This is a genomic window from Cryobacterium sp. PH29-G1, assembly GCF_030063365.1.
Lineage (GTDB): Bacteria > Actinomycetota > Actinomycetes > Actinomycetales > Microbacteriaceae > Cryobacterium.
The window spans coordinates 62,433-80,767 of record NZ_JASISY010000004.1 but is presented as its reverse complement, the minus strand read 5'-3'; the positions used below and the strand labels follow the sequence as shown (position 1 = coordinate 80,767).

The window sequence follows — 18,335 nt, the reverse complement described above, 5'->3', positions numbered from 1 at the left end:
GGATTACGCGCGCAGAGCGGATGCGAGCATCTCGGGTCCGCGCCGATTGTAGCTTCGCGCGCCACGCCAGAGTCCCAGGGCCACGGCGATCACGCCGAGGCTGAGGCCGACGGTGAGGGCACGCATATGCCACGCCGGATCCTCAAAGATACCGAGGTAGGCGAAGATAAGCGCGGGAAGTGCCACGATGATCGACCCGGTGAAGGTGAGCGACTGTACGATGGCGGCGGCGGTATCGGACGCCTGCGGTTGCGCGAAGGGGCTGTCGCCGGGTTTTGCCACGGGGTACGGAAACCGCGCGGACGTATAGCTCGAAAAGCCCAGCCCGGCCAGGAAGATGCACGTGCTCACGCCCAACATGGACGGAAGCACCGCCCAGTCGCCATAGGCACCCACGCTGATGGCCGAGCCGATTCCGATCAGCGGAATGCCGATGAGGAGCGAGGGAATGAGTCGGCCGATGCGGTCGGGAAATCCGCGCGTTCCCGACGCCACGTGCAGCCAGATCGCCGTGCTGTCGTAGGCGACATCATTGTGCATCGTCCACCCGAGGAACAGGCACATGAGCGGCACGGGAATAAGCGCCAGGTAGGCCAGCGGCACGCCGGCGATGCTCAGCGGCAGGATCGCGACGATCGGAACAATCGGAATCATGATGAGCGATACCCAGTACCGCGAGTCTCGCGCCCAATAGGTGAGGGTGCGGGCGGCGATCGCGCCGACCGAGCTGTGCGGCAGCCGGTCGAACCAGCCCAGCCCCGAATACTGCTTCGCCGCGGCTTCACGGCCGGGCGACACCAGCATGCGGGCGACCACGAGCTGCCAGCTGAGCCAGAGCGCGTAGGCCGACGCCGCGGCAATGAGCAATTTGAGAATAGCGGCGCCCCACGCGCCGGTCGAGGCATCCCCGGGAACCGCCCAGGCAGCGCCGAGCGGCGTCCAGCCGAGAATCGCGGCGAGAGTGCCCAGCAGGGTTCGCCCGTGGCGACCCCAATCCGTGCTGAGCAGCACCACGACCAGCGGAGAAATCAACACCAGCAGAACGACACCGATCAGCCCGGTGAATTCCCGGGAGCGTCGGGTGGAGAGCAGAAAAGCTGCCAGTGATGCGCTGACCCTGGATAGCAGAATGCACGTTGCCAGTATGAGCACGGCCGACACCAGTGCGAGCAGCGTCTCACCGAGGCCGCGTGACCAGGTGAAAACCGTGCCGAGGAGCACGATGGTCAGAGTGGCGGCCGGGATACCGATTAGTGCCGAACCGGCCAGACCGAGCGAGAGTGAGCGATTGGGAATGCCCAGGAACGCAAACTTGCGCGGATCCATGCTGTCGTCGATTCCGACCACGATCGGAACTATCAAAAAGCCCAGTACCACGACCGATCCGGCCACCGTGAGCAAATCACGGATCAGTGCGGGGTCGCCAACAAAACGCAGGGCGATCAGGGCGGTGAGCAGTGCCACCGCGACGCCGAGTCCATAGAGCAGACCGATGACAAGGCCAACGATCTGCCAGGGGCTACGACGAAACAGATTGGCCAGCAGACGGAGTTTCAGTCCGAAAAATTGTGCAACCACTCCATGCCCTCCGCGACCTTGCGCCCGCCAGCGAGCTCAACGAATCGATCTTCCAATGTCTTCTGGCCGCGAACCTCGGCGATGGTTCCCGCTGCCAACACTCGGCCCTGCACGATGATGGCAACGTGATCGCAGACACGCTGGATCAGGTCCATACCGTGACTGGAGAGCACAACGGTTCCACCGGCAGCCACGTACTTCTGCAAGATTTCTGTCACATTGACCGCAGACACCGGGTCGACCGATTCGAACGGCTCGTCGAGCACGAGAAGCCGTGGGGAATGAATCATGGCACAGGCGAGGGCGATCTTCTTCGTCATACCGGCGGAGTAGTCCGCGACGAGACGATTGAGGGCGTCCTCAAGGCCGAACGCCGAGGCGAGGTCGGCCGATCGACTGCGAACGGTGTCGTTATCGAGTCCGCGCAGCGTACCCGCGTAGTAGAGCAGTTGGGCGCCGGTCAAACGGTCGAACAGGCGAAGGCGGTCAGGCAGCACTCCCATCTGGCGTTTGGCCTCGTTCGGTCGGGCCCAGACGTCGATGTCGTGCACCCGCACGGTTCCGGCGGCCGGGCGCAGCAGACCGGTGATCATGGACAGGGTCGTGGTCTTTCCGGCCCCGTTCGGTCCGACGATGCCGTAGAACGAACCGGCCCGCACAGTGAGGTCAAGATTGGAGACAGCGATGTTATGGCCGAAACGTTTGACCAGGCCCCGTGCTTCGATGACGATCGGCGCCAGAACAGCGGGCTCTAACACGGGCTGGGGCGCCGCTGTAGTCGGCACCGCTGTGGCAGTCTTCGCATCGGTTGTCGCTTCGGTCTGCGCCGCAGCGTCGGAGGACGTTGGGCCTGCCGTCTCGTTCGTCATGCCCGGCTGGCCTGTCAGGTTCGGCTCGTTAGTCACGTCCGGTGACTGCGATGCGGCCGGGACCAGTGCATCGCGGGTCGCATAGGGCCGCGTGGTTTCGTCGGTTGCTTTCTGGGCGAGCGTCTTGGCCGGGGTGGGCGCGGCGGCGGACGAGGTCTTCGGTGTTGCCGGCTTGCGCACAGCAGGCTTACGCACGGCAGGTTTGCGGGCGGCGGGTTTATTCACGGCCAGCTTATTCACGGCCGGCTTGCCGCCGGCGGTAGGAGTACGGGCAGCATCCGTCGATACAGCATCGGTCGATACAGCATTAGTAGGTACAGCATCGGTCGCTGCAGCATCGGTCGGCGCTGGCGCGGCCGGCTTGCTAGCGGCGGGCTTGCTAGCGGCGGGCTTGCGCACAGCTGGTTTGCGAGCGGCCGGCTTGGCGGCGACCGAATCAGAACCGGCGAGCTTCGAACCCGCGGGCTTCGAACCGGCGGGCTTCCGAACGGCGGGCTTGCGCGCTGCCGGCTTGCTGGCAACCGGCTTGCTGGCTGCCGCAGGAGCAGCGATCGGTGCCTCATTTTCGGCGGAACGGTCCGCGACAGACTCGTCATCGGGGTCGGGGCGGGGCGGTACAAAAGTCACTCAGCTAACCTACCAACTACCACTGACGCGGGGGCGCTGAAGCGCTCGCAACGACACATTCAACCTGTGAGTACGCTCCACGACGGGTCACGAAATGGACACGTGCTGAGAGGTTTCTACCCTCCGAACGGCCGAACAGGTTATGGTGAGATTGACATAACGGTGTGTCTTTACGTGAACATGTGGGTGAATCCTAGGCAAACTCTTCAGTACTGACGGGGTTTTCAGGTCTAGCCCCAACCATTCTTGAGGAGATAATCGTGACGACGCAAGTAGTCATTCTGGCGGCCGGTATGGGCAGCCGTCTCGGGCGCTCGCTGCCGAAGCCGCTCACTGAGCTGAACGACGGCCGCACGATCATGCAGCAGCAGTTCGACAACATCGCACACGCTTTCGGCAAGGCCGCCAAGGTGACGATCGTCGTGGGGTACAAGCTCGAGCACATCATCGAAGCATTCCCGCAAGCATCCTTCGTCTACAACGAAGAGTACGACCAGACCAACACCTCGAAGAGCTTGCTGCGTGCGCTGCAGGCCTCGAAGTCCGGCGGAGTGCTGTGGATGAACGGCGACGTGGTCTTCGACCCGGCCATTCTCGACCGCGCCGCCGCCATGATGGCCCGCGACCAGTCCTTCGTCACCGTGAACACCGACAAGGTGTCCGATGAAGAGGTCAAGTACACGACCAGCGCTGAAGGCTACATCAAGGAACTGTCCAAGACGGTCAAGGGCGGCCTCGGCGAGGCTGTCGGCATCAACTACGTTTCCAGCGCCGACAAGGCAACCCTCATCCGCCAGCTGAGCAAGGTGGCGGACCAGGATTACTTCGAGCGTGGCATTGAGCTGGCCATCGAACACAACCGCATGCTCGTGGAGCCGGTGAACATTTCGGACTTCTACGCCGTCGAGGTGGACTTCGCCGAAGACCTCGAGCGCGCCAACCTGTTCGTCTAACCACTTCATCGAGGCGAAAGCCGCAGACCCGACCCCCGCGCTACGGCGTGGGGGTTTCGTCGTCTCCCGCGGGGCGCAAATAGCCCACTGGCGCGGAAGACTCTCCGTGCTCCCATACGATAGACCGCGTGAGTAGTTACGCCCAGATGCGCCCCGAGCAGCGCACACCGATCGCGCGCTATCGGCATTCCCTCTGGCTGCTGACGCAGCGTGACCTGCGGGTGCGTTACTCAACGTCTCTCCTCGGCTACTTCTGGTCCATCCTCGATCCCCTCGTGATGGCCGGTATCTACTGGTTCGTCTTCACCCAGGTACTCGACCGCGGAGTCGGCAACGAACCGTACATTGTCTTTCTCCTCGTTGCTCTGTTGCCCTGGATGTGGTTCAACGGTGCGATCTCGGATTGCACCCGGGCGTTTCTGCGCGAGGCCAAACTCATTCGCTCCACCCGCATTCCGCGCACGATTTGGGTAAACCGTCTGGTGCTGTCGAAAGGGATCGAGTTTCTCGCCTCGATTCCCGTACTCGTGCTGTTCGCGATCGTGTTCGGTGCCGAGCTCAACGCCAACGCGGTGCTGTTTCCACTGGCCATCATTATTCAGGCGATCCTGACGGTGGGCATCGGACTGATCGTCGCCCCGCTCGTCGTGTTTTTCCGCGATCTTGAGCGGGCGGTTAAGCTCATTCTGCGGTTTTTGTTCTACGCCTCCCCCATCATCTACGGCACCACCGATCTGCCCCCTGAACTGCACTTCTGGGCCGCTTTCAACCCGTTGAACGGAATTTTCAGCCTCTATCGGTCGGCGTTCTTTCCCGACCAACTCGATTGGTTCGGGGTCATCATCAGTCTGGTCATGTCCCTCGTCTTTCTCGGGCTGGGGCTCCTGGTCTTTCGTCGCACCGAGCGCGCCGTTCTGAAGGAGATCTAGTGGTCCCCGTGAAGGAGTCGCGCACAGAATTAGCGGTAGCTCTGCCGGTGATTTCGCTGCAGGATGTCGGCATCCGCTTTCGCAGGAATCGGCGTGGTCGTCGCAATTTCAAGGACCTCTTCGGTGCCAGAAAAAGGCGCAGCCGGCCGGGCGAATTCTGGGCATTGCAGCACGTGAGCTTCACCGTGCAACCGGGTGAAGCGATCGGCGTCGTTGGCCGCAACGGTCAGGGCAAGTCCACCCTGCTCAAGCTGGTCACCGGAGTGGTCCTGCCCGATGAGGGCGCGGTGCACGTCACCGAGGGCGTTGCTCCCCTGATTGAGATCACCGGCGGGTTTGTCGACGATCTCAGCGTGCGCGACAACGTCTATCTGACGGCAGGTCTGCACGGTATGACGCGCAAACAGGTCGCCGAACGGTTTGACGAGATCATTGAATTCGCTGAGATTGCCGACTTCATTGATACGCCCTACAAGCATCTGTCGAGCGGCATGAAGGTTCGGATCGCTTTCGCTGTCATCTCCAGGCTCGAGGAACCGATTCTGCTGGTCGACGAGGTTCTGGCCGTGGGCGACAAGGCATTTCGGGAGAAGTGCTATCGCCGCATCGAAGAGCTTCTGGCCGGCGGACGCACCCTGTTCATCGTTTCGCACAACGAACGCGACCTGCGGCGCTTCTGCAGCCGTGGTCTCTACCTCGACAAGGGCGATCTGGTGCTCGACGCACCAATCACCGAGGTGCTGGCTCGGTACAACAGCGACTACGGCGTCAAACCAGCGACCTGACCGAGCCGAGCCGAGTCGTCCGAGACGACCGAGACGAACTAGCCGACCCGTCGATTGGCCATCGAATCCTGCGATCGCTGAAATTCTATGGCGATGTAGGCGTCGTGCGTGGGCGGTAGTTGCGCTACGTCGAGACCGATCATCAGTTCGCTCACTTCAAGTTGCAGCACCGCCGCCAACCGAATGAGGGTGTACATCGTCGGGTTGCCATGACCCCGGTCGATCCGGGCATAATTCGACACGTTGAGTCCGGCGAGCAATGCGACGGACTCCTGATTGAACCCGAGCGCCAGACGGCGCTCCCGCAAACGGATGCCGAGCAGTCGGGACGCTTCTGATTTGGGCTCACGCATTCTTTAGTTGTAGTGGCACAGCGCAATCTTGACTAGCGGGTGGACATTTGACGAAAGTTAGTTTCTTGCGCACGTCGGGGCCGGCGTGTGGGCCTGCGGCTGGGCGTGCTCTCCGGTGCACCGCGTAAACTTGGCCAGACCCACGCGAGGAAGGCGAGACATGCCACGAAAAAGCCCACCGATGCTGTCGTCGACCGGCGGCACCCCGCAGGGCGGTGCCTTGCCGACCGGATTCGTCCGGGGATTCGATCGGGTTCTGGCCGTTCACCGCCCCGTCGTTCTCGCGCATATTCGCAGCATCCGTCGGCGCAACCCCTACGCCTCCCCCGAACAGATCGTGCGGATTCTGGAAAATCGCTACCTCGCGGCGGTCACGACCGGCGGTGCCGCTGTGGGCGCTACCGCGGTCATCCCCGGCGTCGGCACCGGTATCACCCTGGCGCTGTCCGGCGTGGAGACCGCCGGATTCCTGGAAGCCACGGCGCTGTTCACACAGTCGATCAGCGAGGTTCATGGAATTGCCGTGGAAGACCCGGACCGGGCCCGGGCCCTCGTCATGACCATGATGCTGGGCCGGGAGGGCAGCGATCTGGTGCGGCAGCTCGCCGGTCAGGTCACCGGTTCGGGAACAGCCCGCACGACCTACTGGGGTGAGCTCATCACCAATAGCCTCCCACGGGCGATTCTCGGCCCGCTCACCGACCGACTCAAGAGTGCCTTCCTGCGCCAATTCGCGACCCGCGGGAGTGCCAGCCTGATCGGCAAAGCCCTGCCGTTCGGAATCGGCGCGGTCATCGGCGGTGCCGGAAACCGCATTCTGGGCAGCAAGGTCATGCACGCCTCCCGCCTCGCATTCGGTCCGGCGCCCGCGGGTTTTCAGCCCGATCTCGACCCGAGAGCGCGGGAAATCACGATTCGAGAAAAGCCGGTTCGCGAAAAGCCGATTCGAGAAAAGACGGTGCGCGACAAGGCACCCCGGCAAAGAGCCGTGCGGGTACCACGCGGACGAAAGTCCCTACCTGCTCCCCCGCCGGACCACGCTCAGGATCAAACGCCCGATCAACCTCAGGATCAACCTCAGGATCAACCGCTATAGGTCAACCGGCGGGTTTGCTGCCGGATCGGGCACCATCGTGATGTCCGCATCGTGCACGGCCGCGAACCGGTCCCACTCGTCCATGAGGTGCTGCACGGCATCGTGCAGACGCTGGGTGGCCACGCCCTGGGTGGTGTCCCCGAAGTATCGCTGCACCCAGACCTGCAGACGCTCAACCGCCGCGTCGTCGTGGGTGATTCGTTCGACGACGTTCACGACGGATGCAGCCTGCTCGGCGGAGAGCCACTCGCAGTCGGAGAGATACCCGCTCGCGTCGATGACGGCCGCCGGGTTCAGCGGACGGGTGATGATGAGCGGCCTCCCGGTGGCAAGCCGGTCGTAAACCATGGCGGAGATATCGACGATGGCAACATCGGCTGCCGCCAGTTGCCAGCCCAGGTTGGGACCATGGTCATAGATGTGCTGCGCGCGCTCGTCCCGGGCATTCGCCGCCGCGATCGCCGCGATAATCGTCTTATTGGCCGCCGCGTAGTGATGATCGACGACTCCACTACGCGGGTGCGGTCGATAAATGACACGGTGGCTGCCGGTGGCGAGCAGGGCCGTGACGAGTGCCACCCCGTGGGTGGCGATGGAACCGTAGGCGGCGCCGGCCCGGTCGCCCTCCCAGGTCGGTGCATAGAGCACGACCTGGCGGTCATCGGGCGTGTACGGCAGCTCTCCGCTGAAGTAGTCGGCCTGCGGGCGCCCGATCTTGATGGCTCGCTTGTCGAAATCGTAGTCCCAGAGCACGCGGTCGAGTCGAGCCAGCGCCGCGTCACCGGCCACGAGCGAGTAGTCGTAGGCCTTGAACTGGTTGGTGATCATATACATCTTGTCGCTCTCACCGTGGTTGATGAAAACGTGCCAGCAGCGCCCGTAGCGCATCATCTGAAAGTTGCGCGGGTTCTGGTTGACGTAAAACACGATGCGGATGTCCTGCTCGGCGACGATCCGCTCCAATTGCGGTACCGTGCGCGCGTAGGCCACGGGAACCGGCGATTCGTCCATGAGCTTCAGGGTGCCACCGCCGGTACGGCTGAGCACGAGTACCGGCCAGGTCTTGGCGAGCGTGGCCAGGGGCTGATACCACTGGCGCATCTGATACATGTTGACCGGGCCGTCGGCGAAATAAACGGCGATCTTGAAGTGGTTGTCTGCGCGCGGCTCCCGCAGCTTCAGCGGGCCGCGCAGCCGGTGTTGGGCTTTGCGGGAAGCGACAACGTCCCTGACCAGTTTGACTGCACGCCTGACGTCTGTCCGAATAACCACCGGACAAGACTACCCGCACGCCACACCGATCAGATGATCGGCGGACGCCCGGCCAGAGTCATCCGCCAGATTGTGTGCGCTCGAAGCGGATGCCGCGGCCCCGGATCGCTGCGCCACCCTTCGCGCCAGCCGCCAAACCAGGCGCGCAGGGCAGACCGGTTGCGCGGACCCCAGCGCAGAACCTGAATCAGCGTCCAGGAACCCACGTAGAGCGGCACCAACAGGGCCGGCAGGTTACGACGAGCCAGCCACACCCGGTTACGGGCGTTCAATCGGTAGTAGTCGGCGTGCCGGGTGGGCGAAATAACCGGATGATTGGCCACAAGATCGCCGGCGTACCACGCGATTCTCCCCTGGTCCCAGACTCGCCAGGCCAGTTCAATGCCTTCGTGAGCGTAAAAGAATGGTTCCGCCCATCCACCGGTCGCGTCGAATACATCCCGAGGAAGCAGAACAGCGCCCTCCCAAACCGAGAACACCGGACCGGGTGAGGTGGCCTCACCCTTGCGGATCCGGGGAATCCACCGCGTAGGTGATTCCACACCCGTCGGATCCTCAACCCGCGGCTGGAGCATGCCGATGGTCGGGTCAGCGCGCAGTTTCGCAATCGCGTCGCGGAGAAAATGCGAGTCGGGAATGCTCGCGTCATCGTCGAGGAAGAACAGATATTCGCCGGTGACGAGGGCCACCCCACGGTTGCGCCCGGCCGGAATGCCCAAATTCTCCGGCAGCCCGAGCGACCGCACCCCGTCGGGCAAACCGGTCGGCTGCCAGCCGTTGCCCACGCACACGACGTCGAGTGCCATGCCCTGTTGTGCCAGCACCGACCGGATCCCCCGGTCGAGGTCCCGGGGCCGGGTGCCCTGGGTGAGCACCACCACACCGACCGTCGGAGTGCCGGCGGAAATTTCAGGAGCGGACACGCTTGGAAGCCATAATGGCCACGAAATGACCGATGAGAGACAAAAACGCGAGCGGCACCAGAACGATGAGCACGGCCCGGTCCACGAGCGGCTGTCCCAAAAACAGCCCCAGGACGGCCGCGGCGAAGATCACCATGGTGAGCTCCACCGAATGGTAGATGCGGTGAAACGGCACGAAGCGGGCGAGGCGACGCACCCGGGCGATCAGACTCGAGGTCGGTGTTTTTTCACCGTGGGTGTCGGCCAGACGATTAAGCCCGGCATTGGCCCGGGCCACATGCACCATATCGTTGAGCGCCTTGTTCAACACGATGATCAAGGCGAGCATCAGCGCCAGGCTGGTCCACAAAAAGTCCTCCGGCGACTCGAATGGGGCCGCCGACGCCCGAAACCCCAGGGCAATGGGGATGAGCGATTCGGTGGAATAGTGCCCGACCTTGTCCAGGAAGACCCCGGCCGGCGAGGAGGTGCCACGCCAACGTGCCACCTCGCCGTCGGAACAGTCAATGAGCATCTGGACCTGGCTGAGCGCGAGCGCGAACAGAGCGCCCCAAATGCCGGGAATCAGCAGGGCGGCAGCGGTCGACCAACCGGCCAGAATCATGAGCGCGGTCACACCGTTGGCGGAGATGCGGGTCTTCAGCAGCATCCAAGTGAGGTACGGCGACAGGTCGCGCAGGTACAGGCTCGCCGTCCAGTGCTCGGCGTTGGCGCGCAGCCGCACTTCGGGGGGCTGCGCCACCGCGCGCAGCTGAGCGATTGACTCGGGTCGAGCCGGGCGGGGGTGTGCGGAATTCGGCGAACTGGTCATCTGCTCACCTTCCAGTGTGTGCCGTGATGTTGCTGGTGAGCTTAAGAAAACCGAGCACAAACCCGACCCCCCAGCAGAAGTGAATGCAGGGCAAGACTACGAGAAAGTGCAGGGATGCACGAAATCCGTCCGGCCGGGCCACCGCAATGGTCGCGGCCATCACGATGAGGAGGTACCCGGCGGGCGCGATAAAGCCCAGCAGAAGCCACGGCGCGGCCCCCACGGCCAGCTGCACGAGACCACCGATACCGAGGAGCAATCCCAGGGCTACAACGAGCACCATGGCCGGTGGCACGAAATAGCGGATGCCGTTCGCCGCCGGATAGCGCCTGGCCAACTCGCCGCGCCAGAGCCCGGTGGACAGCATTTGTCGTGCCAGCTGCGCCATGGTGGCTCGAGGCCGGTAGAGCACGCGCAGTTTTGGGGTGAACCAGACCAAACTTCCGGCTTCCCGAAGGCGACGGTTCAGGTCCCAGTCCTGGCCGCGTTTGACGCCCTCGTCGAACAGTCCGACCTTGAGGATGCTCTTGGTGCGAAAACAGCCCAGGTAGACCGTTTCGGCGGCGCCTTCTGCCCCACCCACATGGTGTGGAGTGCCGCCGAGGCCGATGCGGGTGCCGTAGGCACGGGCCACGGCCCGCTCAAAGGCGCTGATACCGCGAGCATCCATAATGCCGCCGACGTTGTCGGCGCCCGTGCGCTCAAGTGTCTCGACCGCGATCCGGGCATAGTCGGGCGGGAGTACCGAGTGTGCGTCGACGCGAATGACAACGTCGTATTGGGAGGCGCGAATCGCGATATTCAGTCCGGCCGGTGTCGACCCGACGTCATTGGGCACGACCCGGATGCGGGAGTCAACAGCGGCCATTTCTTCGACGAGTTCGGTCGTGCCGTCGATGCTCGGACCGAGCGCGAGGGTAACCTCGAACGCCCCCTGATAGTCCTGAGCCAGCAGGCTCTCGACAGCGGCTCGCACGTGCGTCGCCTCATTGAGCACGGGCATCACATACGACACCCCGGGAAGAAATCCGTCACCACGTTGGTGCACCTGGCTGGCCAGCTTTCCGGTAGTTGGGTAGGACGACCGAGCCTACCAGCCCGCGAATTGGACGAGCGCCGCTCATTTCCTGGAGACGCTGAATACACACAATCGCGCCGCCGGGGAACCGGCGACGCGATTGTGTGGAAGGAGCGAGCGGTTAGCTGGAGAGCTCCCCGACCGTGACCGAGACGGTGATCGACTTACCGTCGCGCACGTAGGTGACGTCGGCGGTTCCACCGGCCGGGAGCACGCGCACCTGGGCGGTGAGGTCGATTGCATCCGTGATCGGCACACCGTTGAAGTTGGTGATGACGTCGTCGGCGGCCAAACCGGCCTTTTCGGCGGCGCCGCCGGTGGTGACGTCGCTGATCAGGGCACCGACGGTGCTACTGGTCGAGCTGGAGGCATCCTTCACGCTCGCGCCGAGCAGACCGTGGGTGGCCGTTCCATTCGCGATGATCTCGTCGGAGATGCGCTTGGCGAAATTAGACGGAATGGAGAATCCAACGCCGATGCTGCCCGCGACCGAGGATGACGTGGTGCTGCCGGCACTGGCGATCGCCACGTTGATGCCGATGAGTTCACCACTGGCGTTGAGCAGGGCACCACCGGAGTTGCCGGGGTTGATGGCGGCATCCGTTTGAATCACCGGAAGAGCGATGCTCGAGGTGGCGGATTGACTACCCTGCGACTGCGTGCCGTCCTGGTTGGGGAAGTCGAAGAAGAACGGGTTCTGACCCTGTCCCTCGTCGGGCGTTGTCGTGTCGGGCGAGGTCGGGGCGGCCGAACTCGCGACGGTAATGCTGCGATTGAGAGCGCTGACGATGCCGTCGGTTACCGTGCCGGACAGGCCGAGCGGAGCGCCGATGGCGATGGCGCTGTCGCCGACATTCAGCTCAGACGAATCGCCCCACACCATTGGGGTGAGACCGCTTGCGTCGGTCAGCTTGATCACGGCGAGGTCGGAAATGGGGTCGGTGCCAACGAGAGTGGCGGTGTAGAGCTTGCCGTCGTTGCTTTTGACCTCGATTTTAACATCGGAGGCTGCGCCATCGAGAGTGACGACGTGGGTGTTCGTGAGCACGTAGCCGTCTTCAGAGAGGATCACTCCGGAGCCGGTTCCGCCCGACGAGCTGCTCGCGACGTCGATGGTCACGACGCTCGGTGACGCTTTAGCAGCGACCGCGGTGATTTCGTTGACGCTCTTGGTGTTGTTGACCACGACATTGCTCGGTCCGGCAGCCTGGCTGACCGGTACGCCGTTGTTCTGGCCGTTCATCATGAGCGCGGTAATGCCGGCACCGGACGATCCGCCGATCAGGGCGCCAATGGCCAGCGCGGCAATCAGGGTGACGGAACCCGTGCGGCGACCGGGCGTGCGCGGCTTCGCGCCGGCGAACGGCTGCCCAGGGTAGGCATCCGCCGTGGCGTAAGCCCGCGGTACGACGTTCGGCGCGATGTTCGGCTGCCCGGCTGCCCCGTGGGGACCGACGGCGCCGTCGAGCGGGCGGCCGAAGGCGTCCCTGGGGTAGGCATCCGTCGGGTAGGCGGCTGTTTGATCGTGGCCGGCCTGGACTTGGGCCTGGGCCCGGTCAGCGGCGAATACTTCCGGCGTCGTCGGTGCGTTCCCGACGGGAACGGTAGCTTCTGCGTCGGCCGCGTTCGTGTCGGGAGAATTGCCGGTGGCTGAATGGGTGACCGCAGAACTGGTGGTCGCGCGGTGGGTAGTGACCGGGTTCGTGTCGGCGGGCGCGGTGGTGACCGGCTGGGAATCGGCTGTCTGGGAATCCGCTTGCTGGGAATCCGCCTGCTGCTCATCGGAGGGCGGAGCGGGCGGAGCGTGCATGGGTGCCGGCTGGTTGGCCGGAAATGCGGGGGTAGAGGCTTCACCGGACTCGTTCACGGCGATCGGTGCGGCATCATCGACCGGTTCGGGAGTGCTACCGGAATCATTGGTGTTGTCAGTCATGGGTGCTCCTTCCAAGCGTTGCCAGCTTTGCGCTCAAACCTGAATGTTCGATATGTACACACTGAGAGCATTCAATGATCAAGCCGAGACGTTGCCGATGTCGTAGTTTTGAAGGATGCAGGACTCTACGAATGCCGAACAGTCGATGACCATTTCCGGCGCCTGGCGACGCGCGGCCCAGGGCGCCGGTCTCCTGGCCGCCGACGGCAGCGTGGCAGCGAGTATCTTCGCCGAGATGAGCGCACTCGCGGCGCGCACCGGCGCCATCAACCTCGGCCAGGGCTTTCCGGATGAAGACGGGCCAGCCGTCGTGCTGGAAGCGGCTCGACAGGCCATCAGCGACGGGGTCAACCAGTACCCGCCGGGCCGCGGCCAGCCGGTTCTGCTGGAGGCGATCGCCCGGCACCAGCAGCGCTTCTACGGCCTGGCCGTTGACCCGGGCAGCGAGATTCTGGTCACGGCCGGAGCGACTGAGGCGCTCGCAGCGACCGTTTTGGCCCTGATCGAGCCCGGAGATGAGGTCGTCACCTTTGAGCCGTTTTACGATGCCTACGGCGCACTCATCGGCCTCGGCGGAGGCATCCATCGCACCGTGCCGCTGCGCGCCCCCGATTTTCAACCCGATCTGGACGCGCTTCGGGCCGTCGTTAGCGACCGCACCCGGATGATTATCGTGAACGACCCGCACAATCCCACCGGCGCCGTCTTTCCCCGGCAAACCCTCGAGTTGATCGTGGAGCTCGCGCACCGGCACGACGCGATCATCGTTACCGACGAGGTCTATGAGCACCTCACCTTTGGAACGCCGCACATTCCGATTTCGACGCTGCCAGGGGCGTGGGAGCGCACGGTAACGATCTCGTCCGCCGGCAAGACTTTCAGCCTCACCGGTTGGAAGGTGGGCTGGCTCAGCGCGCCGGCCCGGATCGTCACGGCGATCCTCGCGGTCAAGCAGTTTCTCACCTACGTGAATGCTGCACCGTTTCAACCGGCTATTGCCGTCGGACTCGACCTGCCCGATTCCTACTTTGCGTCAATCGCCTCGGAGATGCAGGGCAAGCGGGATGTGCTGGCCACGGGGCTGCGCACGGCCGGCTTTGCGATCAGTGTGCCGCAGGGCTCGTATTTCATCGTGGCTGATGCCACACCGCTCGGTTTCTTGGACGGCGCCGAGCTCTGTCGCCGCCTGCCGGAGCTGGCCGGTGTCGTTGCGGTACCGATCGCGGCGTTCTGCTCCCCCAGCTACCGGGCCGAGTACGCGCCGCTCCTCCGCTTCGCCTACTGCAAAAAAGAGTCCTTGCTCCAGCAGGCCTCCCGTCGGCTCGCCGCCCTCTCCCCCCGCTGAATCCCCACCACATCCCGGGGAAACAACGCGGGGTAGCGGGGTTCTAGGAAGCCAGGGCGGGATAATCGGTATAGCCCTCGGCGCCTTCGCCGTAGTAGGTGAGCGGATTGGGCTCGTTCACCGGCAGGTCTTCGCGCCAGCGGCGCACCAGGTCGGGGTTGGCGATGGCCGCACGACCGACGACGACGGCATCGGCAACGTCGTCACGCACGAGGCCGAGTGCCTCGTCGCGCGCTGTGACGGCGCCGAATCCGCTGTTGACGAGAAAGACTCCACCGAAGCCGGCGCGCAGATTCTGCACGAATTCGCCACGCGGGTCGGCGTGCAGCACGCTCAGGTAGGCCAGGCCGAGCGGGGCTATCCCGTCGACGAGGGCCCCATAGGTGGCCGCGAGGTCGGCGGCATCCGTTTCGAGGGCGTCCTGAATGTTGTGCTCGGGTGAGATGCGCAGGCCGACCCGGTCGGCGCCGATCGCGAGGGCAACCGCGGTCACCACATCGATGACGAAGCGTGCACGCTGTTGCGGGGAACCACCGAAGGCATCGTCGCGCACGTTGGAGGCGGGCGACAGGAACTCGTGCAGCAGGTAGCCGTTGGCGCTGTGCAATTCGACGCCGTCGAACCCGGCCTCGATGGCGTTTTTCGATGCCTGCACGAACTCGGCAACGATTTCAGAAAGTTCGTCGGTGGTCAGCGCGTGCGGCACGGGGTAGTCCTGTTTGCCGTCGTAGGTGCGCGTGGTGCCGTTGATGGCGATCGCGCTCGGTGCCACGACGGGGAACCCACCGTTGGTGGCCTCGTGGGTGACCCGACCGGCATGCATGATCTGGGCCACGATGCGGCCACCGGCGGCGTGCACCGAGTCGGTGACGGCCTTCCACCCGGCAAGCTGCGCCGGCTCGACGAGTCCGGGCTGGCCGGGGAAGCCCTGGCCGGCGTGGCTCGGGTAGGTGCCTTCGCTCACGATCAGGCCGAGCGAAGCGCGCTGGGTGTAATACCGGGCAACGAGTTCGCCGGGAACGCCGGACTGACCAGAGCGGATGCGGGTCAGCGGTGCCATCACGAGGCGGTTGGGCAGTTCAAGGTCGCCCAGGTTCAGCGGGGAAAAGAGATTCACGCGCACTTCTTTCTCAAAAATTAGCCGGCCACTGAGGCCGGACACGTTCGGGGGAACGGCATCGACACGTTCGGTGCCGTACAGAGGCGGCAACGGGCCGCAGCCGCGCGATATTCCTTCCTGTTAATCTGCTGCGCGTTGCCGGCGACTCCACCTCCTGGGCCCGGGCAATCCGCTGGAACGGCGGCGCCGAACTACCAGCATGAGCATCCAGCTGGAGCGACCCGTGAGCCACACCCCCACCCTGGCGCCACCGTCCAGGCCGGCACCGGCGACCCTGCCGGACTACAGCCCGTTTGCGCTCAACGCCGAGGCCCGGCGCTTCGGCCTGACCACGAGCACCATGCGTCTGAGGGGCGGAACCGTTGTCGTGCGGCACGGTCGCCGCAGCACGAGTGATACCGCGACCATACTGCTGCACGGCGCCGCCGGGTCGTGGACCACCTGGACGCCCCTGCTGCAGGCCGCCGAGGCGACCGACCACGACCTGAACGATCTCATCATTCCCGACCTACCGGGGTGGGGTGACTCCCCGGTAGTCGCTGACGAGTCTGCGGCCAGCGTCGAGTCGATGGCCGAGCTCATCGCGGAACTGGCCCGGTCCCTCGGCTACGAGCGTTGGAACGTCGTGGGCCATTCCATGGGCGGGTTCATCGCGTTGCAGTTGGCTGCGAGCGAAACGCGCGCCACCGCATCCGTGGGTCTGGTCTCCGCAACGTCTTTTTCGATTCCGGACAGTGTTCGTCACCCGATTCGTCACTTTTCGACTCTGCCGGCCTTCACCGCCCTCCTCATCACGATGCGGATGCTGCGGCTTACCGGCTCCCTCGGCCGCGCCCTGGTGCGGGCCGTCGCGGGCCGCGGGTTGTTACGAGCCCTCGTCGCTCCGCTCTTCAGTCAGCCCGATGCCATCGATGCCAGCGTGGTTGACGCGCTCGGCACCGAGGTGCGCCCGGCCGGTTTTGTTCTGGCTGCCGCCCTGGCCGGCGGATACGATGCGGCCACGCGCTGGGCGCAGATCAGCTGTCCGGTGCGCTCGGTGCACGGCGACGCCGACGTGTTCGTCGCGGTAGACGACGACGAGCGTCTACGCGTCGTCGTGCCGCACTGTGTCATCAGTACGATCGCTGGAGCCGGGCACTTTGGTCAGATCGAACGTCCCCTCGAGGTGCTACTCCGACTCAACGTCGCCGTGCCCGGTGCGAACACAGCGCACACGCCCCAGCTGGATACTTTCTAAAATCCTTGTGTTTGTCCCCCCAACAGAGGACAGTGGGTAGCAGTACCCGGTTCCACGCCAAAGTGCATGCTTCGCTTTCATTCGTTCCGGCCTCAGTGTTTTCACTCAGCGCGACCGATTGCAATGAAACGGAAGTGGCAATCATGGGTTCTCTTACTTACGATCGTGTCGTCGTCGAATTCGATGACCGGATGCTGGCGCACCTGCAGCTGGTGATCATTCAGAAATTGCGCCGCGGCGAGAGTTTTCTGCTGTCCTGGCGTGATGCCGCTGTGGTCGGCGATGGACGCAGCTCAGCCTGGCTACACCCGTCGATTCCGCTGTACTTCAAGTTCGCTGGCGGCCACGCACCGACCATCAACCCGAACTGGGTCGCCCAGCTCACCCGCTCGGCCAACAGCTCGCAGGGCCTCGTTGTCACGGCGGAAGAGAGCGCTGCTGTCGATGCCAATCTGCCGCCCAAGGTGGAGCCGGCGATCGGTATTCGGGCCGCCGCCCAGACCCGCGCGACCAAGGCCAGCGTCACCGAACGCTGATCAACTCAGCGCGGGACAACCGCGAAGCGGCGTAGCGCGAGGGCCGGGTTGATCGCGCGCACCGCGGTGACGCGGGTGGGTGCGAGAAACGCGACCGCGACATCCGCTGCCTCACCGAGGCTGGCCAGCGGGACACCCATCGGGTCGATAATCAGGCTGGTTCCGACGCCGATCGGCGGAGTCTGGTCGGCGGCGGCCACAAAAACGGTGTTTTCCAGTGCGCGAGCGGTGAGCAGGGTGCGCCAGTGCTGTTCCTTGAGCGGGCCACGCACCCACTCCGCCGGCACGAGTACCAGGGTGGCGCCGGCATCGACGAGGCGGCGGGTAATCTCCGGAAAGCGGATGTCGTAGCAGGTCTGCAGACCGACCCGCAGGCCGCCGACGTCAAAGATCTCGGGTTCGTCGATGGCCCCCGGAAGGACCCATTCCGATTCCCGATCACCGAACGCGTCGTAGAGATGCAGCTTGCGATAAGTCGCCACGAGGTCTCCGGACGGATCGACGGCGACGAGGGTGTTCGAGAACCGATCCGGGTCGCTGGTCGTTTCCAGCATTCCCGCGACAATGTGGATGCCCAGCTCGGTGGCGAGCGCGGCGAGCGCAGTGACGAACTCGCCGTCAAGAGGTTCGGCCGCGGCCACGAATGCGGGGCCGAGCTTCGGTTCGAAGAACGCGGAATACTCGGGAAAAACCACCAGGTGCGCTCCGCGACTGGCCGCAGTAGTCGCGAGCTGTCGCAGCACGGCACGGTTGCGTGCCCGATCGGGACCCGGTGCGAACTGGGCGACGGCAACGCCAACCGCGGGGGCTTGGTCTGGCTGTGCAACTGGAACCATGGCAGAAGCCTAGCTGGCCCGAACGTGCCGACACCGACGGCGGAAGGGATTGGT

Annotated in this window: 17 protein-coding genes; 7 read left to right on the top strand and 10 right to left on the bottom strand. The window is 64.4% G+C overall.

Going from position 1 to position 18,335, the window contains the following annotated elements:
- Nucleotides 1-3: 3 nt before the first annotated feature.
- Together QMK22_RS06830 and QMK22_RS06825 are read right to left on the bottom strand one after the other, a co-directional pair.
- Entirely contained in the window at nt 4-1,578 is a 1,575-nt protein-coding gene (locus QMK22_RS06830; RefSeq protein WP_283496868.1) for a GumC domain-containing protein, read from the bottom strand.
- The gene (locus QMK22_RS06825; RefSeq protein ID WP_283497114.1) at nt 1,554-2,447 is read right to left on the bottom strand and encodes an ABC transporter ATP-binding protein; all 894 of its coding nucleotides are present in this window, start codon (nt 2,445-2,447) and stop codon (nt 1,554-1,556) included. Before QMK22_RS06825 ends, QMK22_RS06830 begins: the two co-directional genes overlap by 25 nt.
- Before the next feature lie 887 nt (nt 2,448-3,334).
- On the opposite strand from QMK22_RS06825, the gene QMK22_RS06820 reads away from it, so the two are divergent.
- From QMK22_RS06820 to QMK22_RS06810, 3 genes are all read left to right on the top strand, one after another.
- On the top strand, nt 3,335-4,027 hold the full coding sequence (locus tag QMK22_RS06820) for a phosphocholine cytidylyltransferase family protein (RefSeq protein ID WP_283496867.1): 693 nt from the start codon (nt 3,335-3,337) through the stop codon (nt 4,025-4,027).
- A 146-nt stretch (nt 4,028-4,173) separates the two neighbouring features.
- A complete protein-coding gene (locus tag QMK22_RS06815; protein WP_283497113.1) occupies nt 4,174-4,956 on the top strand; it encodes an ABC transporter permease in 783 nt (260 codons plus the stop codon).
- Between the two features lie 8 nt (nt 4,957-4,964).
- Nucleotides 4,965-5,741, top strand: coding sequence for an ABC transporter ATP-binding protein (locus QMK22_RS06810; protein ID WP_283497112.1), 777 nt, complete (start codon nt 4,965-4,967; stop codon nt 5,739-5,741).
- Nucleotides 5,742-5,779: 38 nt separating this feature from the next.
- On the opposite strand, the gene QMK22_RS06805 is transcribed toward QMK22_RS06810, so the two are convergent.
- Nucleotides 5,780-6,094 (bottom strand): helix-turn-helix domain-containing protein, encoded by a 315-nt coding sequence (locus QMK22_RS06805; protein ID WP_283496866.1) that lies wholly within the window; start codon nt 6,092-6,094, stop codon nt 5,780-5,782.
- 160 nt (nt 6,095-6,254) lie between these two features.
- Between QMK22_RS06805 and QMK22_RS06800 the strand changes: the two genes are divergently transcribed.
- The gene (locus QMK22_RS06800; RefSeq protein WP_502857221.1) at nt 6,255-7,190 is read left to right on the top strand and encodes a hypothetical protein; all 936 of its coding nucleotides are present in this window, start codon (nt 6,255-6,257) and stop codon (nt 7,188-7,190) included.
- Here the strand turns inward: QMK22_RS06800 and QMK22_RS06795 are convergent.
- From QMK22_RS06795 to QMK22_RS06775, 5 genes are all read right to left on the bottom strand, one after another.
- Entirely contained in the window at nt 7,185-8,462 is a 1,278-nt protein-coding gene (locus QMK22_RS06795) for a CDP-glycerol glycerophosphotransferase family protein (protein ID WP_283496865.1), read from the bottom strand. The two genes, QMK22_RS06800 and QMK22_RS06795, sit on opposite strands and share 6 nt — an antisense overlap.
- A 29-nt stretch (nt 8,463-8,491) precedes the next feature.
- Nucleotides 8,492-9,385 (bottom strand): glycosyltransferase family 2 protein, encoded by an 894-nt coding sequence (locus tag QMK22_RS06790; RefSeq protein WP_283496864.1) that lies wholly within the window; start codon nt 9,383-9,385, stop codon nt 8,492-8,494.
- The gene (locus QMK22_RS06785; protein WP_283496863.1) at nt 9,372-10,196 is read right to left on the bottom strand and encodes a CDP-alcohol phosphatidyltransferase family protein; all 825 of its coding nucleotides are present in this window, start codon (nt 10,194-10,196) and stop codon (nt 9,372-9,374) included. Before QMK22_RS06785 ends, QMK22_RS06790 begins: the two co-directional genes overlap by 14 nt.
- Nucleotides 10,197-10,200: 4 nt before the next feature.
- Nucleotides 10,201-11,244 carry a glycosyltransferase family 2 protein gene (locus QMK22_RS06780; protein ID WP_283496862.1) on the bottom strand — a complete coding sequence of 348 codons (1,044 nt, stop codon included), beginning with the start codon at nt 11,242-11,244 and terminating at the stop codon, nt 10,201-10,203.
- Between the two features lie 151 nt (nt 11,245-11,395).
- Nucleotides 11,396-13,207, bottom strand: coding sequence for a trypsin-like peptidase domain-containing protein (locus tag QMK22_RS06775; protein ID WP_283496861.1), 1,812 nt, complete (start codon nt 13,205-13,207; stop codon nt 11,396-11,398).
- Nucleotides 13,208-13,352: 145 nt separating this feature from the next.
- On the opposite strand from QMK22_RS06775, the gene QMK22_RS06770 reads away from it, so the two are divergent.
- Nucleotides 13,353-14,552, top strand: a complete 1,200-nt coding sequence (locus tag QMK22_RS06770) for an aminotransferase class I/II-fold pyridoxal phosphate-dependent enzyme (RefSeq protein WP_283497110.1) — start codon at nt 13,353-13,355, stop codon at nt 14,550-14,552.
- A 43-nt stretch (nt 14,553-14,595) separates the two neighbouring features.
- On the opposite strand, the gene QMK22_RS06765 is transcribed toward QMK22_RS06770, so the two are convergent.
- Nucleotides 14,596-15,669 (bottom strand): alkene reductase, encoded by a 1,074-nt coding sequence (locus QMK22_RS06765; RefSeq protein WP_283496860.1) that lies wholly within the window; start codon nt 15,667-15,669, stop codon nt 14,596-14,598.
- Nucleotides 15,670-15,895: 226 nt separating this feature from the next.
- Between QMK22_RS06765 and QMK22_RS06760 the strand changes: the two genes are divergently transcribed.
- Both QMK22_RS06760 and QMK22_RS06755 read left to right on the top strand, forming a co-directional pair.
- A complete protein-coding gene (locus QMK22_RS06760) occupies nt 15,896-16,909 on the top strand; it encodes an alpha/beta fold hydrolase (protein WP_283496859.1) in 1,014 nt (337 codons plus the stop codon).
- Nucleotides 16,910-17,052: 143 nt separating this feature from the next.
- Nucleotides 17,053-17,445, top strand: a complete 393-nt coding sequence (locus QMK22_RS06755; RefSeq protein WP_283496858.1) for a DUF7882 family protein — start codon at nt 17,053-17,055, stop codon at nt 17,443-17,445.
- 5 nt (nt 17,446-17,450) lie between these two features.
- On the opposite strand, the gene QMK22_RS06750 is transcribed toward QMK22_RS06755, so the two are convergent.
- Complete coding sequence (locus QMK22_RS06750) at nt 17,451-18,281, bottom strand: carbon-nitrogen hydrolase family protein (protein WP_283496857.1); 831 nt, start codon at nt 18,279-18,281, stop codon at nt 17,451-17,453.
- Nucleotides 18,282-18,335: the final 54 nt, after the last annotated feature.